Raw genomic sequence first — 23,151 nt, forward strand, 5'->3', positions numbered from 1 at the left:
GGTGAGCCAGCAGCGTCGTCCCCGCATCGGGGTGATGGGCGGGACCTTCGACCCCATCCACCACGGTCACCTCGTGGCGGCGAGCGAGGTGGCGGCGTTGCTCGATCTCGACGAGGTCGTCTTCGTCCCGACCGGCAAGCCCAGCTTCAAGCAGGACACCCAGGTGTCCCCGGCCGAGCACCGCTACCTCATGACGGTCATCGCCACGGCGTCCAACCCCCGGTTCACGGTGAGTCGGGTGGACATCGACCGGCCGGGTCTGACCTACACGGTCGACACGCTGCGCGATCTGCGTCAGGATCGTCCGGACGCCGACCTGTACTTCATCACGGGCGCGGACGCGATCGAACAGCTGTTGACGTGGAAGGACACGGGGTCGCTGTGGGAGATGGCTCATTTCGTGGCCGTCACCCGGCCTGGCCACCGGCTCACCGTCGAAGGCCTGCCTCCGGAGGGTGTCACGACGCTCGAGGTGCCCGCGCTCGCGATCTCGTCCACGGACTGCCGCCGGCGCGCGGAAGCGGGTCAGCCGGTCTGGTACCTGGTGCCGGACGGCGTCGTCCAGTACATCGCCAAGCACGGTCTGTATCGAGGTCTCGATGAGTGACAACACGTCCCGGCCGCTGACACGTCGGGAGATCCGCGAGCGCGAGCAGGCGGCTGCCGAGGCGGCCGCCCGTCAGTCCGCCCCGGGCGGCTCGGCACCGGTGCCCGGTGCCGGCCCGGCCGCCTTCGGTCGTGGCGTGCCCAGCGCATCCTCGCCGCCGCCCGCACCCCCCGGCACGGGCGCCGGTGCGCCGCCGTCGCGCCGGTCGTTGCGCGAGCAGCAGGCGCCGACGGCGAGCGCGGCGTCCGCCCCGGCACCGACCGTCCGTCCGCCGTCGACCTCCGGCGGTGTGCGAGGGCTCGACGAGACCGGCAGGCTCGCGCCCGTGCGCCGACCCGGTGACGGCGGCGCAGCTCCGTCGGCACCGGCTCCGGCCCCGGCACCGTCGTCGCCCACGAGGACCCCGACCCGCACCTCGATGCGGTCGCCGTCGCCCTTCGCCCCGTCGGCGACGAGCGCGCCGGACGCACCGCGCCCCTCCGCGGGTCCCACGGACCAGGGGCCGCGCTCGCCGTTCGGCGGGCCACCCTCCCGTGCGACCACGCCCGCGCCGGCAGGTGCCGAGCCCGTGCCGAACCCGTTCGACGGCGCTACCCCCAGCCGGCGCTCCGCCTACGGCTCGGGCGCCCCGGCTCCGACGAGGTCGCCGGCGACGCCGGCGCCGGCCGCGCCCATGCCGTCCCGGGGTGCGCCGGCGTGGCCCGGCACGCCGGCCCCGGCCGGCCCGTCGGCGCCGGACCCGGACGCGACCGCGGTGGCACCGCCGTTGCCCTGGGGCACGCCGGGCCCGGCCGCCGCGAGCTCGCGCTCGGCCGCCGAACCGGTCGGCGCACCGCAGGCACCGGTGCAGGACTCCGCCGCGTCACCCTTCGCGTCGGTGGTCGGCCACGGGCAGCCCGCGCGGGTCGATCTCGCTGACGACGTGGACGAGGACGAGGAGTGGGACGAGCCGGAGCCGTCGTACACCTGGCTGCACTACATCGTGCTCGTGGTCGTGGCGTTCGTCCTCGGCCTGCTGCTGTGGAACGTCTTGCTGGACGGACCGGACGACGAGAGCTTCGGGACCGAGGAGGCGTCCGTCTCCGTCGTGACGCCCCACGAGGGGAGGGCGCGATGACGGCCACGGACCGCGCGGTCGAGCTGGCGGTCGTCGCCGCGCGCGCTGCCTCGGACCGCAAGGCGCAGGAGATCATCGCGCTGGACGTCAGCGAGCAGCTCGTCCTCACCGACGTCTTCCTCATCGCCTCCGGGACGAACGAGCGTCAGGTCGTCGCCGTCGTCGACGCCGTCGAGGAGGCGATGCTCGCCGCGGGCGCGAAGGCGATCCGCCGGGAGGGCAAGGCCGAGGGACGGTGGGTGCTGCTCGACTTCGGCGACGTGGTCGTCCACGTGCAGCACGCCGAGGACCGCGTCTACTACGCGCTCGAGCGTCTCTGGAAGGACTGCCCCGAGGTCGTGCTGCCCGAGGACGCCCGGGGCGGCGACGGGGCGGCTGCCCGCGCGGAGTTCGGCGGTTCCTCGCCCGACGGCACGATCCACCTCTCCGGCGGGGTGTGACCCGGACATGACGGCTGGGACCATCGTGCTGCTGCGCCACGGACGAACCGCGTACAACGCGGCACTGCGTCTGCAGGGGCAGATCGACATCCCGTTGGACGAGGTGGGCAGGTGGCAGGCCGCCGAGGGTGCGTCAGCACTCCTGGCCTCCCACCGGGCGACGCGCATCGTCTCCTCGGACCTGGTGCGTGCCGTGGACACCGCGGGCGCGTACGCGCGGCTCGTCGGGGCACCGGTCGAGGTCGACGTCCGGCTGCGCGAGCGGTCGTTCGGCGACTGGGAAGGGCTCACGGCCGACGAGATGGCGGCCGGCTGGCCCGCCGAGCGCGACGAGTGGCGCCGTGGCGGCGAGCCGCAGGGCATCGGTGCGGAGACCAAGGTCGAGGTGGCGGCTCGCATGGTCGAGGCGGTGCTCGAGCACGCGGAGCGGCTCCAGGGTGACGAGAGTCTCGTGGTCGTCTCGCACGGCGCAGCGATCTCGTTGGCCATCACCGGCCTGCTCGGTCTGGACGCCGCCGGCTGGCGAGGCATCTCCGGCATGCACAACGTGCACTGGTCCCACCTGCACCGATCCGCTCCGGGAGCGGTCCCGGGGTGGCGTCTCGTGGCGCACAACGTGGGGGCCGGCTACCCGCTGGACCGCTGGCAGGCAGGCCCGCACGCGGATTTGGAGCCAGAGCCGAAGTCTGCCTAAGATATCTCCGTTCCCAAGGGGCGCAAGCCCCCAGGAAGTGCACGAACCACCCGAATCCGGCGTCCGCGTCAGGTTCACGGGGCTGTGGCGCAGCTGGTAGCGCATCTGCATGGCATGCAGAGGGTCAGGGGTTCGAGTCCCCTCAGCTCCACCAGAAGGATCATGAACGACGAAGGCCCTGCCGAGAGGCGGGGCCTTCGTCGTTCTCAGAACCGCCCCCACGTGCGGTCCTCAGGGCCGGGGCGCGCGTGGGAACCCGGTCCACCGCAGCGCCGCGGGCAGGTGGCTCTGGTCGTTGAACATCACCAGACCGGCCGGCTGACCCGGGCGGTGCTCGATGACGGTCAGCGCCGTGTTGGCGCTCTCGAGGCCGAGCCACCGTTGCGTGGGGGAGCCGAGCGCGTCGCGGACCAGCCAGGCGATCGGGTAGGCATGGGTGACGAGGACCTCGTGGGCGTCTCCTGGCCCGGCGGTCCCGACGGCGAAGCGGCGGGTCAGCGATCGCGAGACCTGTCGGCCCGCAGCGGCCTCGGCGGCGTCGAACCCGTCGAAGAACGGCCTCCACGCCGGCGGCATCTCGTCGTCCGCCGGGACGTCGGGGACGTGGTCGACCAGCTCTGGAGCCTCGGCCACCTCGACGCCGGGTCCGAGCCGTGCGGCGATCTCCTGGGCGCTGGTGGCCGCGCGGGGAAGCGGTGAGTGCCAGACGGCGTCGACGGGCAGGTGCGCGAGCCTGCTGCCGAGAAGGCGGGCCTGCTCGCGGCCGACGTCGGTGAGCTCTCCGAAGGGATCGGCGTGACCGTGCCGCGCGAGGTAGAGAAATCGGGTCGCCATGGGTCTCCCAGGGGTCAGGACGGCGCGAGGCGGACCGTGCCCGCCGTGCCGTCGACGGTGACAGGGCTCCCGTCGAGGATCGCGGTGGTGGCGCCGCGGACCCCCAGGGCAGCAGGGAGGCCCTGCTCGCGTGCCACGATCGCGGCGTGGCTGAGCGCTCCGCCGACCTCGGTGACGATGCCCGCCGCGACGCGGAACAGGGGCGTCCACGCCGGGTCGGTGTCGCGGCAGACCACGATGTCTCCGGGGCGCACCCGGGGGATGTCGGACGGACCGTGCAGCACGCGGGCCGTCCCGGAGGCCGTCCCGTGGGAGCCGGGCGTACCGGCCAGGAGCAGGCCCGGCGCGTCGGGGACGGTGATGCGCCACGAGGGCAGCGGCGCGGTGATCGGTCTGGCCTGGAGCAGCCGGAGCGTGCGGCCCGCGAGCGCCCACTCGACGTCCTGAGGTCGGCCGAGCTCGGCCGCGACCTGGTGACCGAGCTCGGTGAGCTCGCGGGCGGTGCCGTCGTCGAGGGTGGGGGTGGCCCGGTGGGCCGGGGGGACGGCCTGCGCCGTGAGGCCGCCGACGTGCCGGTCCCTGTCCACGCGTGTCGCCTTGCTGCCGAGGGCGCGGCGGACGGCGCCGTCGGGCGCCACCAGGTAGGTGTCCGGGGTGACCGTCCCGCCGACCGTGCTCGGACCCAGACCCCAGGACGCCTCGATCCGGGTGCTGCCGCCGGTGTGCGTGGGGGTGAACATCACGCCTGAGGTGTCGGCGTCGACCAGACGCTGCACCAGCACCGCCATGGCGGTGTCGTCCTGAGCGGCGCGACCGGAGGCTGCGGACGCCCAGCAGGTGCGGATCGCGTCCATGACCGCCGGCGCTCCCCGGACGGCGAGGACGGTCGTGTACCGGCCGGCGGCGGACGTGCCCGGGGCGTCTTCGTCGGTCGCCGATGATCGGACGGCGAGGAACGGGTCACCCATCGTCGCGAGGCGTCGGGCGACGTCCCTGCGCAGAGCGTCATGGACCAGCGGATCGTCGCCGGCCCCAGCGGCTCGGTGTGCTGCGAGAGGCACGACGAACCCGTCCGGCACGGGCAGGCCCGCACGGAGCAGCGTGGCCAGTGCGGCGGCCTTGTGGCCGCACGTCGAGGCGTCGGCGTGCGCCAGTGTGGTGAGCATGACCGGTTCAACAATCCGTTGACAATAATTTGTTGATTCTGCAGGATGTCACGCATGGAACGCAAGGACGACCTCGACCACGAGCCGGACGCCGACCAGCGGCAGGCTCGCCGGGAGCACCGTGCGCAGGAGCGGCTCTCCGCCCTGGCGACCGGGCGCCTCGAGCCCCGTCCGTGGAGGCCGCACCCTCTGCCGCCGGCCGCCGTGGAACTGGTGCAGCTGGCCCTGTGGCGGTCGTCCGACCTGGAGACCGAGGACCTGCTCGGTGCGCTCACGTTGCTACCTGCCGCCCGGGCGGAGGTCGACGGTCTCGAGAGCGGGCTGCTCTTCACGGCGCGCAGCGCGGGGCTGACGTGGGCACAGATCGCCGACGCGATGGGCTACAGGTCCCCCCAGGCCTGCCAGCAGCACTTCACGCGGCTCACCGCCCGGCACGGCGAACGCTCGTGAGCGCTCCGCCGACGGTGCTGCCGGTGCTGCATGCGGTGCGCCTGCTCGGCTTCGCCGATCTCCTCGAGGTCGCCGACCGTGCCGGCCTCGACCTCGAGGACACGGCCCGGGAGCTGCATGGCGCGGCCCTCCGCGGCTGGGTCCAGCACACCTCCTTCGCCGACCTCGACGGCTGGTCGCTGACCCAGGCCGGCAAGGCCGAGAACGAGCGGCTGCTCGCTCGTGAGCGCGTCGACGCCGACCTCCACGGAGTGATCGCGGCCGGTCACCGCGAGTTCCTCCCGCTCAACGCGCGGCTGCTGCAGGCCTGCACCGACTGGCAGCTCAGGCCCACCGGCTCCGGCCGGTGGGTGCCCAACGATCACACCGACCCCGAGCGGGACGGTCGTGTCCTGGGCGAGCTCGCAGCCCTCGCGACCGCCCTGGCGCCGTTGGTCCAGCGCCTGGCCGGCGTGCTCGAGCGGTTCGGCGGCTACGACGTCCGTTTCGCGGCGGCGCTGCGTCGTGCGCAGTCCGGCCGGAGCGAGTGGGTCGACGGCAGCGGTGTCGACTCCTGCCACCGCGTCTGGTCCCAGCTGCACGAGGACCTGCTCGCCACGCTGGGCATCGACCGCCGGGACGAGACCTGAGCTGCGTCCGGTCGACCCGACACGGGTCGGTCAGCCTTCGCGGATCGTCATCCGGGTGATGCTGTCGCCGTCGAGGTCGAAGGCGAAGCTGCTGCGACCGTTGGCGTGGTTGCTGCGCCAGTCGCCGACGACCGTGACGCTGCCGCCGTCGACGGTCACCTCCTCCGGCGTGAGGGTGCCACGGGCGCCGATGAACTCCTTGTCGCTCCATTCCTTGATCGCCTCGCGACCGGCGAAGAGGCGCCCCCAGTCGTCCACCACGCCGTCGGTGGTGAAGGCGTCGAGAAAGCCTGCCTCGTCGTGCCGGTTGACGGCGTCGACGAACGACGCCACGGGAGCGGGGATCTGCAGATCGGGCATGGTGGCCTCCTGGTGCCGCTGGATGTCGTCCCGACGCTACCGCCCGACGGCGGACCGCACCTGTCGCTCGCGGTTCTCCGCACATGTCACCGCGGTAAACCCTTGTCGGTATCTGTTGACAGCCCTCGGGGGGACACGTAGAAGTGGTTGATGGAGGCGTTCGAGAAGTGGGAATCCGAGATCCGCGGTTACAGCCGCACGTACCCGACGGTCTTCGCGTCGGCATCGAACGCCCGGCAGGTCGATGAGGCCGGGCGCAGCTATGTCGACTTCTTCGCCGGTGCGGGCGTCCTGAACTTCGGCCACAACAACCAGCGCATGAAGCGCGCGATGATCGAGTTCCTCGAGTCCGACGGCGTGGCGCACAGCCTGGACATGGCGACCACGACCAAGCGGGACTTCATGGAGAAGTTCGTCGAGACCGTCCTGGCACCGCGCGACATGACCATGAAGATGCAGTTCATGGGCCCGACGGGCACCAACGCCGTGGAAGCGGCCCTCAAGCTCGCCCGGCGCGTCACGGGCCGCCGCGACGTGGTGGCCTTCACGAACGGTTTCCACGGGATGACCCTCGGCGCGCTCGCGGCGACCGCCAACGACTACTTCCGCAACGCGGCGGGAGTGCCGCTGGACCACGTGGTACGGCTGCCCTTCGACACGGCGCCCGGGGGAGGGGTCCAGGCGGTCGCCGACTTCCGGGCCCTGCTGCTCGACGCGTCCAGCGGCTTCGTGCCGCCGGCGGCGTTCCTCGTCGAGACCATCCAGGCCGAGGGCGGCGTCCATGTCGCGAGCGCCGAGTGGCTGCGGGCGGTCCAGGACCTGGCGCACGAGGTCGGGGCGCTGTTCATCATCGACGACATCCAGGTCGGGTGCGGCCGTACCGGCAGCTACTTCAGCTTCGACGGCATGGGGCTGGACCCGGACATCGTCTGCCTGGCCAAGGGCATCGGCGGGTTCGGTACGCCGCTGGCGATGAACCTCAACAAGCCCGAGCACGACGCGCACTGGTCGCCCGGCGAGCACACCGGCACGTTCCGGGGGCAGGGTCTGTCCTTCGTGGCCGGGCGGGAAGCACTGGCCTACTTCGACGACGACGTGCTCATGGACGAGGTCGCCGCGAAGGGTGAGCGGATGGTCTCCGCCCTGCGAGCGATCGCCGACGACGTCGGCGGCGGTGTCAGCGTGCGCGGACGCGGCATGGTCCAGGGACTCGACGTCGTCGACGGGGCCGTGGCCAAGGCGGTCGTCGCCGACTGCTTCAGCAACGGCCTGCTCATCGGTGCCTGCGGCTCGGGCGGACGGGTGCTCAAGCTGATCCCGCCGCTGACGATCCCTGACGAGGACCTCGACGAGGGCCTGCAGATCCTTGACAAGGCCGTGCGACGCGCCATCTGACCGACCGACAGGAGCCCGGGATGAACCCACGCGACGACATGACGTTCCCGTTCGAGGAGTACGAGAGGCGCGTGGGCGAGCTGCGCCGACGGATGGCCGACCGGCTGCTCGACGCGGTGGTGATCACCGACCCGGAGAACCTCATGTACCTCACGGACTACCAGACCACGGGGTACTCGTTCTTCCAGGCGCTGGTCGTCCCGCTGGACGGCGAACCGTTCATGATCACGCGTGCGATGGAGGAGTCGAACGTCCACGCCCGCACCTGGGTGGAGAAGACCCGGCCGTACCCCGACACCGGTGACGCGATCCAGGGGCTCGTCCAGGCGATGCGGGAGTTCGGGCTGCACACCAAGGAGGTCGGGTACGAGCGCAACAGCTACTACTTCCCGGCCTACCACCAGGACTACATCCACGCGTCGTTCACCGAGGGACGCCTGCTCGACTGCTTCGGCATCGTCGAGGAGGGGCGGGTGTGCAAGTCGCCCGTCGAGATCGACATCATGCGCAAGGCCGCCCAGGCGACCGAGGCGGGGATGCGGGCCGGGCTCGAGGCGTGCGCGCCCGGGGTGACGGAGAACGAGATCGCCGCGGAGATCAGCTCGGCCATGTTCCGCGCCGGCGGCGAGTTCCCGGCCGTCATGCCGTACGTCACCTCGGGGCCCCGCAGCATGATCGGGCACGCCACCTGGGAGGGGCGCACGGTCCAGCCGGGCGAGCACGTCTTCCTGGAGGTCGGCGGGTGCTTCCGCCGCTACCACACGGCGATGATGCGTACCGCCGTCCTCGACGACCTGTCCGACTCCATGTTCGAGGCGCAGGAGCGGATGAAGCTGGCGCTCAGCGAGGTGGAGGCTGCGATCCGCCCCGGGCTGACCGTGTCCGACGCCGACAACATCGTGCGCAGCATCATCAGCGAGAACCGGGTGGGTGCCCGGTTGGTCACGCGGTCGGGCTACTCCATCGGCATCGCCTTCCCGCCGAGCTGGGACGAGGGCTACATCGTCAGCCTCAACCAGGGCAACCCCGCGATCCTGCGCGAGGGGATGACGTTCCACATCCTGCCGTGGATGTGGGGGGTGGACGGCGACAAGACCGTCGGCATCTCCGACACCGTCCACGTCACGGCGGACGGCTGCGAGTCCTTCTTCACCCTCGACAAGGACTTCACCGTCACCTCGGAGTCCTCCACGGGTGCGGTGCCGCAGGAGGGCGCCACACCGATCCGTCCCGAAGTCGCCTGAGAGGAGCACCATGCTCACTGTGATCGACCCCAGCACCGGCGAGGTCGTCCGCGAGGTCCCGCCCGCGGATGCCGCCAGGACGGAGGCCGTGCTGGCCGCCGCCGAGGCCGCCCGGAGCGCGTGGGCCGCCCGCGGGCTCGACGGGCGCGGCGAGGTGCTGCGAGCGGTGGCAGCCCGCCTGCGCGCCCAGGTCGAGGAGCTCGCCCCGGTGATGACCGAGGAGATGGGCAAGCCGATCCGCGAGGCCCGGGGCGAGGTGGAGAAGGCGGCCTGGTGCTTCGAGCACTACGCCGACCACGGAGCGCAGTACCTCGCACCGGAGACGATCGAGTCGGACGCCACCCACAGCTACGTCCAGCACCTGCCGCTGGGCACCGTGCTGGGCGTGCTGCCCTGGAACGCGCCCTTCTGGCTGGCGGCGCGGTTCGCCGCGCCGGCACTCATGGCGGGCAACACCTGCGTGATGAAGCACGACCCCCACGTGCCCGGGTGCGCCCGAGCCTTTGCCGAGGTGGTGGCTGCCGAGCTGGAGGCGGCCGGCGCGCCCGCCGGGGTGTTCGCCGACCTCCCGCTGGAGACCCCGGCGGTCGCCGACGTCATCCGGGACCGCCGCATCGACGCGGTCTCCTTCACGGGGTCGGCGAAGGGGGGCGCCGCCGTCGCGAGCGTCGCGGCCGGGGAGATCAAGCCGACGGTCCTGGAGCTCGGTGGCTCCGACCCCTGCCTCGTGCTGGCCGACGCCGACCTGGACGCCGCGGCCGACACCATCACGCTGTCCCGGATCATCAACGCCGGGCAGTCGTGCATCGCCGCCAAGCGCATCATCGTCGAGTCGTCGGTCTACGACGAGCTCGTCGAGCGTCTGCGCCTGCGGCTGGAGAAGCTGACCCTCGGTGACCCCCGTGCCGAGAGCACCGACGTCGGCCCGATCGCGCGCGCCGACCTGCGCGACGGGCTGCACCGGCAGGTGTCCGAGACGGTCGAGGCGGGCGCTCGGCTCCTGCTGGGCGGCGAGCTCCCGGACGGGCCGGGCTACTACTACCCGGTCACGCTGCTCGCCGACGTCACGGAGACGATGACCGCGTGCCGCGAGGAGACCTTCGGACCGGTGATGGTCGTCATGGAGGCAGCCGACGACGAGGCGGCGCTCGCGATGGCGAACGACACCGACTACGGTCTCGCCGCCTCGGTGTGGTCGACGTCGGAGCGCGGCGAGGCGATGGCGTCCCGCATCGCGGCGGGCCAGGTGGCGGTCAACGGCATCGTCAAGACCGACCCGCGCCTCCCCAGCGGGGGGATCAAGGGATCCGGGTACGGTCGGGAGCTCGGACCGCACGGGATCCGGGAGTTCGTCAACGCCCAGCAGGTGTGGGTGGGCCCTCGCCGGGGCTGAGCGCCGTCCGGGTGTCTGGCCCCGGGCGCACGAGCTCTCAGGGCTTGGGCACGCTCGTGACGGTGGTCAGCAGGAACACGGAGTCCTCGAGGGCGAGCACCGCGTGCCGGTCGTGCGTGAGCATGCGGAGCTCGCCGGCCGAGATCTCCTCGTGCCCGTCGGCCACCGTGACGCGCAGCCGGCCCTGCAGCGCGAGCATCGAGGCCGCCGGAGGCGCGTTGTGCTCGCCGAGCTCGGTGCCGGCGACGAGGGCGAGCACCGACTGCCGCAGCGTGCCGTCGTGCACCAGCACCTCGGCGCTGCGCCCGTTCTCGGCGGCGCGCGCCTTCGCCAGGTGGACCGCGGTCAGGGCCTCGAGGTTCGACATGTTCGCTCCGTTCGTCGTCGCTCTTGGATGCTATCGGCCTTCGGTGCGACACGGCAGCGCGACCGAGACCGCGTCTCGTCCACCCGGAGGTCCTCGTCCCCGGCCCGGGCAGCGGGTAGGTTGCAGGGGTTTCGACCGAAGGAGGTCCGAGCCCCGTGCAGATCGGTATCCCGCGTGAGCCGCGCCCCGGTGAGCGGCTCGTCGCCGGCACCCCCGCCACCGTCCGCCAGCTCGTCGCACTCGGCTACGACGTCGTCGTCGAGGACGGTGCCGGCGAGCGGGCCAACCTGCCGAACGTGGCGTACGTCGAGGCGGGCGCACGACTGGCCGGGCGCGAGCAGGTCTGGGCCGCTGACGTCGTCACCTGCGTCAACCCGCCGTCGGACGAGCTCGAGCTGCTCCGCCCGGGGGCGGTCCTGGTCTCCCAGCTCGCCCCGGCCGCACGGCCGGAGCGGATCGAGGCGTTGGCCGCGTGCCGGGTGACCGCGCTCGCGCTGGACGCCGTCCCCCGGATCTCCCGGGCCCAGGCGCTCGACGTGCTCTCCGCCCAGTCCAACGTGGCCGGGTACCGTGCGGTGGTGGAGGCGGCCGAGGAGTTCGGCGGCATGTTCACCGGCCAGGTCACGGCGGCCGGGACGACGCCGCCTGCCACGGTCTTCGTCATCGGGGCCGGGGTGGCGGGCCTCGCCGCGATCGGGACGGCGTCGTCGATGGGAGCCCAGGTCCGGGCGTTCGACGTCCGCCCCGAGGCCGCCGAGCAGATCGAGTCCCTCGGCGCCGTGGCGGTGGCGGGGCAGGGCGCCGCCCAGGAGGTCAGCGCCGACGGGTACGCGCGGGCGCTGACGGCCGACCAGGAGTCGGCGGCCCTGCGCACCTACGCCGCCGAGTCCGCAGCGGCCGACGTGGTCGTCACGACCGCTCTGGTCCGCGGTGCGGCACCGACCACGATCACCACCGAGATGGTCGCCGCGATGCGCCCCGGGTCGGTGGTCGTGGACCTCGCGGCCACGGGCGGCGGCAACTGCGAGCTCACCGTGCCGGGTGAGCGTGTGGTGAGCGACAACGGGGTCGTGGTGCTCGGCTACACCGACCTGCCCGGGCGGATGCCGCAGCACACCTCCCAGCTGTTCGGGACGAACGTCGTCAACCTCGTCTCCCTGATGACGCCGGCGAAGGACGGTCGTCTCGTGGTCGACCTCGACGACGTCGTCGTGCGGGCGATGACCCTCACTCGCGACGGTGAGGTGCTCTGGCCCCCGCCGCCGGTGCCGGTGTCGGCCGCACCGTCCCCGCCCGCCCCCGCGCCGGAGCCCGTCGGCCCGAGCCCTGCCGAGCAGGCCGCCGCGCACCGGTCCCGGTCACGGCGCAACGGCCTGCTGGCCGCCGCGGCCGCCGTGCTCGTCGGTCTGGCGGTCGCCGCCTCGCCCCCGGACACGATCGGCCACTTCACGGTGTTCGCCCTGGCGGTGGTGGTGGGCTTCTACGTCATCTCCGCGGTCACCCACGCCCTCCACACGCCCCTGATGGCACAGACCAACGCGATCAGCGGCATCATCCTGGTCGGCGCGCTGCTGCAGATCGGGGTCGACGACTGGGTGGTCACGTCCCTGGCGGTCGCCGCGGCCACGCTGGCGTCGATCAACGTCTTCGGTGGCTTCCTCGTCGCGAACCGCATGATCCGTATGTTCCGCAAGGGTGCGCCGGCCGGTGCCCCCACGGCGACGGAGGTGGCCCGGTGACGGCGCTGTCGGCCGTGCAGGCCACCTACGTGGTCGCGGCGGTGCTGTTCATCGCCTCGCTCGCCGGCCTCTCGCGGCAGGAGTCCGCCCGGCGCGGCAACGTGCTGGGCATCATCGGCATGGCACTCGCGCTCGTCGCGACCGTGGCCCTGGCGCTCGTGCAGTCGCAGCGTCCGTGGCAGGTGACGGCGGCCCTGATCCTCGGCGTGCTCGTCGTCGGCGCGACGATCGGCACCTGGCGGGTGCGCAGGGTCGAGATGACGCAGATGCCGGAGCTCATCGCGCTCCTGCACTCGTTCGTCGGTCTGGCCGCCGTGCTCGTCGGGTTCGGGTCGTACCTGTCGGCTCCGCGTTCCGGCACGGTGCACCTGGTGGAGGTGTTCCTCGGGGTGCTGATCGGGGCGGTGACGTTCACCGGTTCCGTCGTCGCGAACCTCAAGCTGTCCGCGCGGATGCGGTCGGCGCCGCTGCGCCTGCCCGGTCGCAACCTGATCAACCTCGGCCTCGTGGTGGCGTCGGCAGCCCTGCTCGCGTGGTTCCTGACGGCCACCGCTGCCGGGTCGGAGGCCACGGCACTGACCGCCCTGGTGCTCGTCGCGGTCGTGGCGCTCGTGCTGGGCTGGCACCTGGTCGCGTCGATCGGTGGTGGCGACATGCCCGTCGTCGTCTCGATGCTCAACTCCTACTCCGGCTGGGCGGCGGCCGCGGCGGGCTTCATGCTGGGCAACGACCTGCTCATCATCACCGGCGCGCTGGTCGGCTCCTCCGGAGCGATCCTGTCGTACATCATGTGCCGCGCGATGAACCGGTCGTTCGTCTCGGTGATCCTCGGGGGGTACGGCACCACGCCGGGTGCCGTCGACGCCGGGCCCGCGGGGGAGCACCGGGAGACGTTCGCGGCGGAGGTCGCCGCGCAGCTCACGGCGGCGTCGTCGGTCGTGATCGTGCCGGGGTACGGGATGGCGGTGGCCAAGGCCCAGTACCCGGTCGCGGACCTCACCGAGAAGCTCCGGTCCCGGGGCGTCCAGGTCCGGTTCGGGGTGCACCCGGTGGCCGGCCGCCTGCCGGGCCACATGAACGTGCTGCTCGCCGAGGCCAAGGTGCCCTACGACGTCGTCCTCGGCATGGACGAGATCAACGCCGACCTCCCCGACACCGACGTCGTGCTGGTGATCGGGGCCAACGACACCGTGAACCCGGCCGCCCAGGACGACCCTGCCTCACCGATCGCGGGCATGCCGGTGCTGGAGGTGTGGAAGGCGCGCGAGGTCGTCGTCTTCAAGCGGTCCATGGCTACCGGGTACGCGGGCGTGCAGAACCCGCTGTTCTTCCGGGAGAACACCGCGATGGTGTTCGGCGACGCGAAGGAGCAGGTGGACAGGATCATCACGTCTCTCTGAGCCCCCGCGAGGCGACGGGCTACCATCGGCGCATGCCTGGTGTGGACGACCCCCGCAACCCGCTGATCGCCGTCGTCGGGCCCGGTGCCGTGGGCGGTCTGGTCGCGGCCTTCCTGCAGCGGGCGCGGCACGACGTCGTCCTGGTCGGACGCGAGGGTACCGCCCGACGTGTCGCCGACCACGGCCTGGAGATCGTCACGGACCGCTGCGGGTCGTGGCACGCCCCGTTGCGGGCGACGACAGGGGTCCCGCACGGCGCCCGCGTGATCGTGGCGGTCAAGGCCGAGGGGGTCGCCGACGTCACGGCCCAGATCGCGGCCGCGGCGCCCCGCGAGGTCGTCTCGCTGCTCAACGGCGTGGAGCACATGGCCGCGCTGCGCGAGGCGATGCCGGCCGGGAGACCCGCCTCGTGGCGGCCTCCTACGCGGGGGAGACGCTGCGCACGGCAGCCGGCGACCACGGCGCGATGACCGTGCGCCATCGGGGCGACCTGCTGCGCATCACGGTGCCCGACGACGCCGCGGACCTGGGCGTGGTGCGGGCGCTGGGTGACACCGACATCGACCTGGTCACCGGTGGCACGGAGGCGGAGGTCCTGTGGTCCAAGCTGCGGTTCCTGGCTCCGCTGGCCCTGCTCACCTCCGCGCACCGCAGCGGGATCGGGGCGGGCCTGGCTGCCGACCCCGCTCTGGCCGACGGCGTGCTGACCGAGGTCGCGGCGGTCACGACGGCCGAGGGTGTCCCGACGTCGGCGGAGGACCTGCGGGCGATCCTGAGCGGCTTCCCGCCCACGATGCGGTCGTCGCTGCAGGCGGACCTGGCGGCCGGGCACCTCGGAGAGCTCGACGCGATCGGCGGGGCGGTGTCCCGGCGCGGTGCGGCGCACGGTCTCGCCACGCCGGTGGTCGACGCGATCGTCGCGCGGCTGCGGGCCGAGGTGGCCTGAGCCCCGCGAGAGGTTCAGGCCGGGTACGGCTCGGGTCAGGAGCGGCTCAGATGCGGCTGTCGGCCTGAGACTCGTAGACGCTGGCCGGCAGGACGCCGTCGACCGTCTGGTGCTGCGCCGCGGCGACCTGTGTCGCGGAGAGCTCCGTGGCGGCGTCGGAGGTGGTCTCGATCTCGCGGGCGTCGGCCGGGACACCGTCCAGGCTCGGCATCATCGCGGCGAGCTGGGGACGCCACGTGGCGAACCGGTCCGGGAAGCACCGGTCGAGCAGGTCCACCATCGCCGAGACGGCCGTGGACGCACCGGGGGAGGCGCCGAGCAACCCGGCGATCGAGCCGTCGGCGGCCGAGACGATCTCGGTACCGAACTGCAGGACGCCCTTGCCGTCGGCGTCGCGCTTGATCACCTGGACGCGCTGGCCCGCGGTGATCGTCTCCCAGTCCTTGGGGTGCGCGGTGGGCATGAACTGCTGCAGCGCGTGGAACTTGGTCTCGGGTGCGGCGACGACCTGGCCGACGAGGTACTGCGTGAGGTCGAGGTTCTTCAGGCCCGCGCCGAGCATCGAGGTGAGGTTGTGCGCTCGCAGCGAGGTGACGAGGCCCAGGTACTTGCCCTTCTTGAGGTACTTGGGGCTGAACCCTGCGTAGGGCCCGAACATCAGGTAGCTCTTGCCGTCAACGACGCGGGTGTCCAGGTGCGGCACGGACATCGGCGGGGCACCGACGTCGGCCTTGCCGTAGACCTTGGCCTGGTGCTGGGCGACGATCTCCGGGTTGTCGGTGCGCAGGAACTCGCCGGAGATCGGGAAGCCGCCGAAGCCCTTGATCTCGGGGATGCCGGCCGACTGGAGCAGCGGCAGGGCGCCCCCGCCCGCGCCGACGAACACGAAGCGGGCCTTGAGGGTCGACATCCGCTGGGGTGCGTTCCACGAGCGGTCCTTGACACGCAGGCGCCAGCCGCCGTCGCGGGTGCGCTTGAGCGACCTGACCTCGTGCTGGAGCTGCAGCTCTGCGCCACCTGCCACCAGCCCGTCGACGAGCTGACGGGTCAGGTTGCCGAAGTCGACGTCGGTGCCGGCGACGGAGCGGGTGGCGGCGATCGGCTCCTCGGTGTCGCGCTCGGTCGTGAGCAACGGCGCCCAGCGGTTGATCTCGGTGCGGTCCGTGGAGAACTCGAGGTCGCGGAAGAGCGGGTGCGCGCTGAGCGTGCTGTGCCGGCGGCGCAGGTAGTCGACGTTCTTCGCGCCCCGGACGAAGGTCATGTGGGGAGTGCGGCTGACGAAGGACGAGTCCGCGAGGCGGCCCGTGGCGAGCAGGTGGTGCCAGAGCTCGCGCGACGTCTGGAACTGCTCGTTGATCGACACCGCCTTGGAGATGTCGACGGTGCCGTCGGGCTTCTCCGGGGTGTAGTTGAGCTCGCACAGGGCGGCATGTCCGGTGCCGGCGTTGTTCCACGGGTTGGACGACTCGAGCGCGACGTCGTCGAGGCGCTCGATGATGCGGATCGACCACGTCGGCTCGACCTGCTGGATGAGCGTGCCGAGAGTGGCGCTCATGATGCCACCGCCGATGAGGACGACGTCGACGGCGTCGGTGGAGCCGTTGCTGGAGGCCGTTGCGCGCGTAGTCACCAGATCATGCTACGACGCTGGTGAAAAGTGTCACAAAGAATGAGAGCAAGGTCACAGGCTCCTGACCTGCAGTGATGTGGGTCACATCAGGGCCACAGGAACTCCTTGGTCCACCGCCGACCGCTCGTGTCCGGTCGGCAGTACCGGACCCGCGTCTGGCCGGTCCCGGCGCCGGAGCCCCAGAACTCCACGTCGCGCGGGCGCAGGCACCAGGCGGTCCAGGTCGGGGCGACGAGCTCGGGGTCGGCGCGGACCCGGTCGAGGGCGTCGGCCCACGCGGCACGATGCTCGCCCACGGCGGCGAGCGTCTCGCTCTGGCGGCCCACCAGTCCGGCCGCGCGCGAGGCGTCGGGCCGGGCGCGGAAGTCCGCCGCCCCGGCGTCGGGGTCCGAGACCGCGGTGCCGGTGACGCGCACCTGCCGACCCGTCTCCCGCCAGAGGAAGGTCAGGGCGGCGCGGGGGTCGGACGCCAGGTCGACGCCCTTGGGGCTCGTGGCGTGCCCCGCGAACCACCAGCCCTCAGGGGTCAGGTCCTTGAGGATCACCGTGCGGGCGTGCACCGCTCCGCGCCCGTCCGACGTCGACAGGGTCATCGCGTGCGGACCGGTCGCCCCGGCGGCGACCGTCTCCTCGAACCAGCTCTCGAAGAGCGCGTGCGGCGTCGCGGGGAGGTCGTCGAGATCCTCGACGTCCCAGGCCGTCAGGCCGTCAGGGAGCACGGGCAGCGCGCGCAGGCGCTCGCGGAAGCCGGTCACAGGTCCTCCTCGTCGATCGGGTGGTCCTGCGACGCTAGCGGACCGCTTGTGACCTCGGCCCGGTGGCGGAAGGATGTCAGCGACCCGCCCCTGGCCTCAGGAGGACCGCGATGACGTTCGAGCCCGGTGCGCAGCCGGCCCGCTCCACTCCCGACGGCGGCCGGATCGCCCGCAGGCCGGGCACCGGCCAGCTCGTGTCCGTCGCGTCGATGTTCCCGCCGGAGCCGGCGACGAGGAGCACGGGGCTGGTGGAGCGCCTCGACGGTCGTCGCACCCAGGTCGCGCTGCTCGCCGCCGCGCTGGTGCTCGCCCTCGTCGCCTCGCTCGGTGTGGCGCTGGTCTGGTCCGCGAACCGCAAGCTCGCCGGGGAGGTGGAGGTCGCGCTGGCCCAGGCGGAGTCGGCGCAGGCCGAGTCCGCGCAGCTGCGCGCCGCGCTGGAGGCCGGTCCCGACACGGAGACGGTCGACGCGCTGGCCGGACGGCTCGAGAGCGTCGAGGCCTGGACCGGGCTCCCCGCCGAGGGGACCACCGGCATGGCCGACCTGCAGACCCGGCTGCTCGAGGTGTCGAACGGGATCGACAGCCTGGAGTCGAACCTGCAGGACGGCCTCGGCACCGTGCGCACCGACCTCGCGAGCGTGCGCAACGACCTGCGGGCCGACCAGGACGCCACCACCGACACCGACATCGACGCCGTGCGCCAGGAGATCGGCGACCTCCGGGGTGCCGTGGACGGCATCCGCCAGGATGTCGGCGTCCTGTGCTGGGCGCTGGCCTACCGCACCGACGTCGCGGCGTCCTGCTGAGCGGCTCGGGCTCCAAGACCGTCCGGCCTCAGCACCACCAGGGGTCGAGGGCGTGCTTGCCGTGCGTCGTACCTGATGCGACCGCCCGGAGCACCGTGGGACCTTCGTGGAGGGGATGGACGTGTGGAGTGCAGGGGGCGTAGACACCCTGATCGATGAGTTCCTGGATCTCGTCCAGCAGACCCCGGAAGACGGGACGTGCTGCGTCGGCCAGGGCACCGAGGTGGAGCCCCTTGATCTGCACCGGGTGGGAGAACACCAGGTCATGGGTGGTGAGGCTCGCTTCTCCGGACGCGGCACCGAGGACCACGATGCGTCCGGTGAAGGGCTTGGTGACAGACAGGCTCGTCGCGAAGGTCTTCTTCCCGACGGACTCGAGGACCAGATCAACACCTCCGCTCCGGCGGATGATCTCCGCCGCCAGGTCGGGGCGGTCGGCATCGAGGACGGTGTCCACACCGAGCGATCGGACGATGCCGTGCTTCGCCGGTGAGGCGGTGGCGATCACCTGCGCACCGTAGTGGCGGGCGATTCTGACAGCGGCCTGTCCCACGCCACCTGCCGCCGCGTGGATGAGGACGACGTCACCGTGCGCGATCTCGCCCAGGGGCCTGAGTGCCGCCAGTGCGGTCGCCCAGTTCAGCACCAGACCCAGAGCCTCGGCGTCGCTCCAGCCCGACGGTACCGGGAGCACTCCCGCCGCGGCAGGCATCGTCATGTGCTCGGCGAACGCCCCACGCCCGGCTCCTATGACGTGTGTCCCTACCGGGTGGGGGTCCTCGACGTCGACCCCGGCGGCGATGATCTCGCCGGCCGCCTCGAAGCCCGCCACATAGGGAACCTCGGGCCCGCCCCCGTAGGTCCCTCGGCTCTGCATCACGTCCGCAAAGTTGACCCCGGCTGCCTCCACGCGGACCAGGTAGTCGCCCGGGCCGGGGGCGGTCGGTCGCGGGTAGTCGTCCTGGAGGGTGAGGCCGCTCGGTCCGCCGCGCGATCGTTGGACGAGGGCTCGCATCGTGTCGTTCTCGGTCGTCATGCCCGCACCGTAGAACCCTCCCTCGTACGTGAAGGTCAAGCCGATGTCATCGGCGGCCGTCGCGAGCCCGTGCGAGGAAGCCCTCGAGTGCCGACCGCCGGGCGACGAGCGCGGTGATGCGGTCGTCGAGCCGATCGCGATAGCGTCGAACCTCCGCGAGGAACTCGGCGGACGGCAGCTCCGGATCGACCCCGGGATCGTCTCCGGGGCGCGACAAGAGCGTCATGATCAGCCTCACGGACAGGCCTGACGCCAGCAAGGAGCGGATCACCCGGACCCGCTCGAGGGTGGAGGGGCAGTAGTCGCGGTACCCGTTGCTGCAACGGCCCGGGACGATCAGTCCTTCGCCTTCGTAGAAGCGCAGCGATCTGACGCTGACGCCGCTGGCCCTCGATGCCTCACCGATCCTCATGCCAGACGGCAACGAGTGCCGGCAGCGTCTTCTTCCATTGCATCATCGTCGTCGACTGCAGCACGTGGTCTCTCCTGTCGTGACCCGGCCGCCTCGCCACAGCTGGCGACCCGAGGCCCTGCGGTCCTGCCGCACGGATGGCCGGTGCCGCGCGGCCGCCGTAGCGTGACCGGCGTGGACACGCCCCTGCGGCGACGTGTGCTGATCGTCGCGATCCTCGCCTCGTTCGTCTCGTTCCTCGACGGCACCGTGGTGACCGTGGCGCTGCCTGCGATCGCCGAGGAGCTCGGCGGGCCGGGCGAGGCCGGGCTGACGCTCCAGCAGTGGGTCGTCGACGGGTACCTGGTGACCCTGGGGTCGTTCATCCTGCTCGCCGGGTCCCTGTCCGACGTGCATGGGCGACGCCGCATCCTGCGGGTCGGGCTCGTCGGCTTCGCCGTCGCCTCGGTGCTGTGCGCCGTGGCACCCACAGGGCCGGTCCTCGTCGTGGCACGCCTGCTGCAGGGGGTGGCCGGGGCGCTGCTGGTCCCGAGCTCGCTCGCGCTCATCATCTCGACGTTCGACGGCCCCGCCCAGGCGCGCGCGATCGGCACCTGGACGGCGTGGACCGGCACGGCGATGATCGTCGGCCCGTTCGTCGGCGGCGGCCTGGTCGACCTCGTCTCCTGGCGCTGGGTGTTCTGGATCAACCTGCCGGTGGTCGCGGTGACCCTGGTGCTGCTGCGGCGCGTGCCGCCGTCGGGCGTGGTCGCCGGACGGCGCATCGACCTGCTCGGCGCGGCGCTCGCAGCCCTCGGGCTGGCGGCCGCGGTGCTGGGGCTCATCGAGCAGATCTGGCCGATGGTGGGGGTCGGGGCGGTGCTGCTCGTGGCGTTCGTCGTCGTCGAGCGGCGGTCCGCCGACCCGATGCTGCCGTTGCGCCTGTTCCGGGTGCGCAACTTCGCGTGGGGCAACCTCGCCACGGCGGCCGTCTACGGCGCCCTGGCCTTCGGCGGCTTCGTGCTCACGTTGTTCCTGCAGCAGGTCGCCGGGTACTCCGCGACGGCCGCGGGGGTGGCCCAGCTGCCGACGACGTTCGCGATGCTCCTGCTCTCCACGCGCTTCGGCACCCTGGCCGGCCGCTACGGCGCCCGCTGGTTCATGACCGTCGGTCCGGTGGTCGCCGGGTGCGGTTTCCTGCTGATGCTCACCATGGATGCCGAGGCCACCTACGTCACGCAGGTGCTCCCCGGCATCCTGGTGTTCGGTCTGGGCCTGGCCGTCACCGTGGCGCCCCTGACCGCGGCGATCCTCGGGTCGGTGCCGTCGTCGGACGCGGGCATCGCCTCGGCCGTGAACAACGCGGTCTCCCGGGTGGCGGGGCTGGTGGTCATCGCCTTCGCGGGCGTGATCCTCGGCGGGGTGCTCGACGTGGCCTCCTTCCACCGTGCGCTGGTGGTCACCGCGGTGCTGCTCGTCGTCGGTGGCCTGGTGAGCATGGTGGGGATCCGCGACGATCGCACGCCGCGTACCGGCGGCTGATCCTTCTGCCGGTGGCAGAAGAGGCGTGCCGCGACGGCCCGGACGGTCCAGGGTGGCAGGCATGAGACTCCTGGTGCTGGGTGGTTCGGCGTTCCTGTCCCGGGCGGTCGCGGCCGAGGCGGTGGCCCGGGGGCACCACGTGACCGCCGTGAACCGGGGGAGGTCCGGCCCGGTGCCCGACGGCGTCCGGCACCTGCGTCTGGACCGTGCGGACCCGGTCCCGGTCGACGTCGCGGCCGAGGACGTCGACGCCGTCGTCGACGTGTCCGGCACGCCGTCGCACGTGCGGCGGGCCGTCGCCGCCTGGCCCGGCGCGCACTGGGTGCTGGTCTCGACGATCAACGTCTACGCCGACGACGCTGACCCGGCGGGACCGGGTGCGGGGAGGCTGCGCGACCCCGAGCCGGCGGACGTCGGTCCCGCGGGGCCGGAGACGTACGGCGCGATGAAGATCGCCTGCGAACAGCTGGTGCGCGACGGCGTCGCGAGCGCCGCCGTCGTCCGTCCCGGGCTGATCGTGGGTCCCGGAGACCCCACAGGGCGCTTCGCCTACTGGCCTGCGCGGATGCGGAGGGTGCTCGAGGACCCGCGGTCGGCGGACGTCCTGGCCCCCGGCCGGCCGGCCGATCCGGTGCAGGTGCTCGACGTCCGCGACCTCGCCACGTGGATCGTCGACCTCGCCGAGCGGCGCACGGTGGGGACGTACGACGCCGTGGGCCCGGTGACTCCGCTCGGGGAGGTGCTGGACGGTGTCGCCCGGGGCTGCGGTGCCTCGCCGCGCTGGCGATGGCTCGACGACGCGACCCTCGTCGCGCACGACGTGCGGCCCTGGGCGGGGGAGCGGTCGGTCCCGCTGTGGTTGCCTCGGCCGCGGTACGACGGGCTCGCGGCGCACGACGCCGCTCCCGCCCTGGCCGCCGGTCTGCGACCGCGGTCCGTCCAGGACACCGCCCGCGACGTCCTGGCGTGGCTGCGGGCCGACCCCACGGCGTCCGTGACGGGCCTGACGGTCGAGCAGGAGGACGAGATCCTCGGACGCGCCTGACGCGCGCCCGGCGCGGGGTGGTGCGGGTGAAAACGGGGGCGGACCTGGCGTTCTGCACCTCTCGAGGGGTGTCGGAGAGCCGGGGACGGTTACCGTCGAACGGTGACCGAGGACGAGATCACCGCCGGCGTGCAGCTCTGCCTGCCCGACGGCTCGTTGGACCCCGACGCCGTGGGCTGGACCCGCGAGCCCCTGCACGACACGTCGGGCATCGGCCGTGGGCGACGGCGGGGGCGCGACAAACGGTGGGAGTACTGGGGCATCATGACGCCGACGCACGTCGTCGCGGTGACGACCGCGGCGCTCGACTACGCGGCCCTGCACCAGGTGTACGTCCTGGAGCGCTCCACGGGGATCGAGACGGACGACGTGGTCGTCGCTCCGTTGTCGGGGACGGCCGAGCTGCCCGGCACCATCGGTGGCGGCGCGGTGCGGTCGCGCACGCGGCGCGTGGAGATCGCCGTGGACGACGCGCACCGGACCGCCGAGCCGGCCGAGCGCGGCGGGCACAGCGGGTACCGCCCCGCGACCCGCCTGCGGGCCCGGACCTCCAGGGTCGAGCTGGACGTCGTCATCGCCCGTCCGGCCACGCACGAGGTGCTGGGAGTCGTCGTCCCCTGGTCGTCGCGTCGTTTCCAGTACACCGTCAAGGACGTCGGGCGTCCCGTGCGCGGGTCGTTGCGTGTCGACGGCACGAGCCACGCGATCGCCGGGCCGGCGTGGGCGGTGCACGACCACGGTCGCGGCCGCTGGCCGTACTCGGTGTCGTGGCAGTGGGGCGTCGGCTTCGGCACGGTGCGCGACGCCGCGGGGCGGGAGCGCCGGGTCGGGCTGCAGCTCGGTGGGTCGTGGACGCGCCAGGGCCCGACGACGGAGAACGCCGTGTTCGTCGACGGCCGGCTGCACAAGATCCACGACGAGCTCGAGTGGTCCTTCGACCCGCACGCCTACCTGCGGCCCTGGCACGTGCGGGGTGAACGTCTGGACCTGTCGTTCGCACCCTTCTTCGACCGGGTGAGCCGGACGAACCTCGGTGTCGTCGCCTCGGCGACGGACCAGTGCTTCGGACGGTGGTCGGGGTGGGTCACGACAGACTCCGGCGAGCGGCTGGACGTCGGACGTCTGGAGGGGTGGGCCGAGGACGTCCGTCAGCGGTGGTGAGTCC

Annotated in this window: 26 protein-coding genes and 1 tRNA gene; 18 read left to right on the forward strand and 9 right to left on the reverse strand. The window is 72.6% G+C overall.

Annotation, left to right across the window (positions count from 1 at the left end):
* Position 1 precedes the first annotated feature (1 nt).
* On the forward strand, positions 2-607 hold the full coding sequence (gene nadD / locus HDG69_RS17595) for a nicotinate-nucleotide adenylyltransferase (protein WP_171785131.1): 606 nt from the start codon (positions 2-4) through the stop codon (positions 605-607).
* A gap of 72 nt (positions 608-679) precedes the next feature.
* Here nadD and HDG69_RS17600 read toward each other — a convergent pair whose 3' ends face one another.
* On the reverse strand, positions 680-1,150 hold the full coding sequence (locus HDG69_RS17600; RefSeq protein WP_171785132.1) for a hypothetical protein: 471 nt from the start codon (positions 1,148-1,150) through the stop codon (positions 680-682).
* A 25-nt stretch (positions 1,151-1,175) separates the two neighbouring features.
* Between HDG69_RS17600 and HDG69_RS17605 the strand changes: the two genes are divergently transcribed.
* The 4 genes from HDG69_RS17605 (at position 1,176) to HDG69_RS17620 (ending at position 3,012) form a co-directional block, all read left to right on the forward strand.
* Positions 1,176-1,724 (forward strand): hypothetical protein, encoded by a 549-nt coding sequence (locus HDG69_RS17605; RefSeq protein WP_171785133.1) that lies wholly within the window; start codon positions 1,176-1,178, stop codon positions 1,722-1,724.
* The gene (gene rsfS, locus HDG69_RS17610; RefSeq protein WP_171785134.1) at positions 1,721-2,164 is read left to right on the forward strand and encodes a ribosome silencing factor; all 444 of its coding nucleotides are present in this window, start codon (positions 1,721-1,723) and stop codon (positions 2,162-2,164) included. The genes HDG69_RS17605 and rsfS overlap by 4 nt, the downstream gene beginning before the upstream one ends.
* Before the next feature lie 7 nt (positions 2,165-2,171).
* Positions 2,172-2,858 carry a histidine phosphatase family protein gene (locus HDG69_RS17615; protein WP_171785135.1) on the forward strand — a complete coding sequence of 229 codons (687 nt, stop codon included), beginning with the start codon at positions 2,172-2,174 and terminating at the stop codon, positions 2,856-2,858.
* Between the two features lie 78 nt (positions 2,859-2,936).
* Positions 2,937-3,012, forward strand: a tRNA-Ala gene (locus HDG69_RS17620).
* A gap of 77 nt (positions 3,013-3,089) precedes the next feature.
* On the opposite strand, the gene HDG69_RS17625 is transcribed toward HDG69_RS17620, so the two are convergent.
* The gene (locus HDG69_RS17625; RefSeq protein ID WP_171785136.1) at positions 3,090-3,692 is read right to left on the reverse strand and encodes a histidine phosphatase family protein; all 603 of its coding nucleotides are present in this window, start codon (positions 3,690-3,692) and stop codon (positions 3,090-3,092) included.
* Positions 3,693-3,706: 14 nt separating this feature from the next.
* Positions 3,707-4,858: a PEP/pyruvate-binding domain-containing protein gene (locus HDG69_RS17630; protein WP_171785137.1), complete on the reverse strand. Its 1,152-nt coding sequence runs from the start codon at positions 4,856-4,858 to the stop codon at positions 3,707-3,709.
* 54 nt (positions 4,859-4,912) lie between these two features.
* Between HDG69_RS17630 and HDG69_RS17635 the strand changes: the two genes are divergently transcribed.
* Complete coding sequence (locus HDG69_RS17635) at positions 4,913-5,308, forward strand: SANT/Myb-like DNA-binding domain-containing protein (protein WP_171785138.1); 396 nt, start codon at positions 4,913-4,915, stop codon at positions 5,306-5,308.
* Positions 5,305-5,937, forward strand: coding sequence for a transcriptional regulator (locus tag HDG69_RS17640; RefSeq protein ID WP_171785139.1), 633 nt, complete (start codon positions 5,305-5,307; stop codon positions 5,935-5,937). Before HDG69_RS17635 ends, HDG69_RS17640 begins: the two co-directional genes overlap by 4 nt.
* 30 nt (positions 5,938-5,967) lie before the next feature.
* On the opposite strand, the gene HDG69_RS17645 is transcribed toward HDG69_RS17640, so the two are convergent.
* Positions 5,968-6,297: a nuclear transport factor 2 family protein gene (locus HDG69_RS17645; RefSeq protein ID WP_171785140.1), complete on the reverse strand. Its 330-nt coding sequence runs from the start codon at positions 6,295-6,297 to the stop codon at positions 5,968-5,970.
* Between the two features lie 150 nt (positions 6,298-6,447).
* On the opposite strand from HDG69_RS17645, the gene HDG69_RS17650 reads away from it, so the two are divergent.
* From HDG69_RS17650 to HDG69_RS17660, 3 genes are read left to right on the forward strand one after another with little or no spacing between them, the layout of a single operon-like run.
* Positions 6,448-7,692, forward strand: a complete 1,245-nt coding sequence (locus tag HDG69_RS17650; RefSeq protein WP_171785141.1) for an aspartate aminotransferase family protein — start codon at positions 6,448-6,450, stop codon at positions 7,690-7,692.
* Between the two features lie 20 nt (positions 7,693-7,712).
* Positions 7,713-8,936 (forward strand): ectoine hydrolase, encoded by a 1,224-nt coding sequence (doeA, locus tag HDG69_RS17655; RefSeq protein WP_171785142.1) that lies wholly within the window; start codon positions 7,713-7,715, stop codon positions 8,934-8,936.
* Positions 8,937-8,946: 10 nt separating this feature from the next.
* Positions 8,947-10,329, forward strand: coding sequence for an aldehyde dehydrogenase family protein (locus HDG69_RS17660; protein WP_171785143.1), 1,383 nt, complete (start codon positions 8,947-8,949; stop codon positions 10,327-10,329).
* A 37-nt stretch (positions 10,330-10,366) separates the two neighbouring features.
* On the opposite strand, the gene HDG69_RS17665 is transcribed toward HDG69_RS17660, so the two are convergent.
* Entirely contained in the window at positions 10,367-10,696 is a 330-nt protein-coding gene (locus HDG69_RS17665) for a cupin domain-containing protein (RefSeq protein WP_171785144.1), read from the reverse strand.
* Positions 10,697-10,851: 155 nt separating this feature from the next.
* Here HDG69_RS17665 and HDG69_RS17670 point away from each other — a divergent pair, with 155 nt between their 5' ends.
* From HDG69_RS17670 to HDG69_RS19230, 4 genes are read left to right on the forward strand one after another with little or no spacing between them, the layout of a single operon-like run.
* Positions 10,852-12,435, forward strand: coding sequence for a Re/Si-specific NAD(P)(+) transhydrogenase subunit alpha (locus HDG69_RS17670; RefSeq protein ID WP_171785145.1), 1,584 nt, complete (start codon positions 10,852-10,854; stop codon positions 12,433-12,435).
* A complete protein-coding gene (gene pntB, locus HDG69_RS17675; RefSeq protein WP_171785146.1) occupies positions 12,432-13,835 on the forward strand; it encodes a Re/Si-specific NAD(P)(+) transhydrogenase subunit beta in 1,404 nt (467 codons plus the stop codon). Before HDG69_RS17670 ends, pntB begins: the two co-directional genes overlap by 4 nt.
* Positions 13,836-13,867: 32 nt before the next feature.
* On the forward strand, positions 13,868-14,305 hold the full coding sequence (locus tag HDG69_RS19225) for a ketopantoate reductase family protein (RefSeq protein ID WP_246256766.1): 438 nt from the start codon (positions 13,868-13,870) through the stop codon (positions 14,303-14,305).
* Complete coding sequence (locus HDG69_RS19230) at positions 14,245-14,781, forward strand: ketopantoate reductase family protein (RefSeq protein WP_343036509.1); 537 nt, start codon at positions 14,245-14,247, stop codon at positions 14,779-14,781. Before HDG69_RS19225 ends, HDG69_RS19230 begins: the two co-directional genes overlap by 61 nt.
* Before the next feature lie 46 nt (positions 14,782-14,827).
* Here the strand turns inward: HDG69_RS19230 and mqo are convergent, their stop codons facing one another.
* Both mqo and HDG69_RS17690 read right to left on the reverse strand, forming a co-directional pair.
* On the reverse strand, positions 14,828-16,411 hold the full coding sequence (gene mqo, locus HDG69_RS17685) for a malate dehydrogenase (quinone) (protein ID WP_171785147.1): 1,584 nt from the start codon (positions 16,409-16,411) through the stop codon (positions 14,828-14,830).
* 86 nt (positions 16,412-16,497) lie between these two features.
* Positions 16,498-17,166, reverse strand: a complete 669-nt coding sequence (locus HDG69_RS17690; protein ID WP_171785148.1) for a pyridoxamine 5'-phosphate oxidase family protein — start codon at positions 17,164-17,166, stop codon at positions 16,498-16,500.
* Positions 17,167-17,276: 110 nt separating this feature from the next.
* Between HDG69_RS17690 and HDG69_RS17695 the strand changes: the two genes are divergently transcribed.
* Positions 17,277-17,972 (forward strand): hypothetical protein, encoded by a 696-nt coding sequence (locus HDG69_RS17695; RefSeq protein ID WP_171785149.1) that lies wholly within the window; start codon positions 17,277-17,279, stop codon positions 17,970-17,972.
* 28 nt (positions 17,973-18,000) lie between these two features.
* Here HDG69_RS17695 and HDG69_RS17700 read toward each other — a convergent pair whose 3' ends face one another.
* Together HDG69_RS17700 and HDG69_RS17705 are read right to left on the reverse strand one after the other, a co-directional pair.
* Positions 18,001-19,008, reverse strand: a complete 1,008-nt coding sequence (locus HDG69_RS17700; protein ID WP_171785150.1) for a zinc-binding dehydrogenase — start codon at positions 19,006-19,008, stop codon at positions 18,001-18,003.
* Positions 19,009-19,054: 46 nt separating this feature from the next.
* Complete coding sequence (locus HDG69_RS17705; RefSeq protein WP_171785151.1) at positions 19,055-19,420, reverse strand: MerR family transcriptional regulator; 366 nt, start codon at positions 19,418-19,420, stop codon at positions 19,055-19,057.
* A 174-nt stretch (positions 19,421-19,594) separates the two neighbouring features.
* Between HDG69_RS17705 and HDG69_RS17710 the strand changes: the two genes are divergently transcribed.
* The 3 genes from HDG69_RS17710 (at position 19,595) to HDG69_RS17720 (ending at position 23,147) form a co-directional block, all read left to right on the forward strand.
* A complete protein-coding gene (locus HDG69_RS17710) occupies positions 19,595-20,941 on the forward strand; it encodes an MFS transporter (protein ID WP_343036510.1) in 1,347 nt (448 codons plus the stop codon).
* 61 nt (positions 20,942-21,002) lie between these two features.
* Positions 21,003-21,986 (forward strand): Rossmann-fold NAD(P)-binding domain-containing protein, encoded by a 984-nt coding sequence (locus HDG69_RS17715; RefSeq protein ID WP_171785152.1) that lies wholly within the window; start codon positions 21,003-21,005, stop codon positions 21,984-21,986.
* Positions 21,987-22,088: 102 nt separating this feature from the next.
* On the forward strand, positions 22,089-23,147 hold the full coding sequence (locus HDG69_RS17720; protein WP_171785153.1) for a DUF2804 family protein: 1,059 nt from the start codon (positions 22,089-22,091) through the stop codon (positions 23,145-23,147).
* Positions 23,148-23,151 lie beyond the last annotated feature (4 nt).

It is taken from the genome of Isoptericola halotolerans (genome assembly GCF_013149785.1).
In the GTDB taxonomy this organism is placed as follows: Bacteria; Actinomycetota; Actinomycetes; order Actinomycetales; family Cellulomonadaceae; genus Isoptericola; species Isoptericola halotolerans.

Bases quoted from the DNA above. Each gene is read 5' to 3' on its own strand.
- rsfS (WP_171785134.1), top strand. From the start codon at position 1,721: ATGACGGCCACGGACCGCGCGGTCGAGCTGGCGGTCGTCGCCGCGCGC.
- HDG69_RS17615 (WP_171785135.1), top strand. From the start codon at position 2,172: ATGACGGCTGGGACCATCGTGCTGCTGCGCCACGGACGAACCGCGTAC.
- HDG69_RS17625 (WP_171785136.1), bottom strand. From the start codon at position 3,692: ATGGCGACCCGATTTCTCTACCTCGCGCGGCACGGTCACGCCGATCCC.
- HDG69_RS17630 (WP_171785137.1), bottom strand. From the start codon at position 4,858: ATGCTCACCACACTGGCGCACGCCGACGCCTCGACGTGCGGCCACAAG.
- HDG69_RS17635 (WP_171785138.1), top strand. From the start codon at position 4,913: ATGGAACGCAAGGACGACCTCGACCACGAGCCGGACGCCGACCAGCGG.
- HDG69_RS17645 (WP_171785140.1), bottom strand. From the start codon at position 6,297: ATGCCCGATCTGCAGATCCCCGCTCCCGTGGCGTCGTTCGTCGACGCC.
- HDG69_RS17650 (WP_171785141.1), top strand. From the start codon at position 6,448: ATGGAGGCGTTCGAGAAGTGGGAATCCGAGATCCGCGGTTACAGCCGC.
- doeA (WP_171785142.1), top strand. From the start codon at position 7,713: ATGAACCCACGCGACGACATGACGTTCCCGTTCGAGGAGTACGAGAGG.
- HDG69_RS17660 (WP_171785143.1), top strand. From the start codon at position 8,947: ATGCTCACTGTGATCGACCCCAGCACCGGCGAGGTCGTCCGCGAGGTC.
- HDG69_RS17665 (WP_171785144.1), bottom strand. From the start codon at position 10,696: ATGTCGAACCTCGAGGCCCTGACCGCGGTCCACCTGGCGAAGGCGCGC.
- HDG69_RS19225 (WP_246256766.1), top strand. From the start codon at position 13,868: ATGCCTGGTGTGGACGACCCCCGCAACCCGCTGATCGCCGTCGTCGGG.
- HDG69_RS17695 (WP_171785149.1), top strand. From the start codon at position 17,277: ATGACGTTCGAGCCCGGTGCGCAGCCGGCCCGCTCCACTCCCGACGGC.
- HDG69_RS17700 (WP_171785150.1), bottom strand. From the start codon at position 19,008: ATGACGACCGAGAACGACACGATGCGAGCCCTCGTCCAACGATCGCGC.
- HDG69_RS17705 (WP_171785151.1), bottom strand. From the start codon at position 19,420: ATGAGGATCGGTGAGGCATCGAGGGCCAGCGGCGTCAGCGTCAGATCG.
- HDG69_RS17715 (WP_171785152.1), top strand. From the start codon at position 21,003: ATGAGACTCCTGGTGCTGGGTGGTTCGGCGTTCCTGTCCCGGGCGGTC.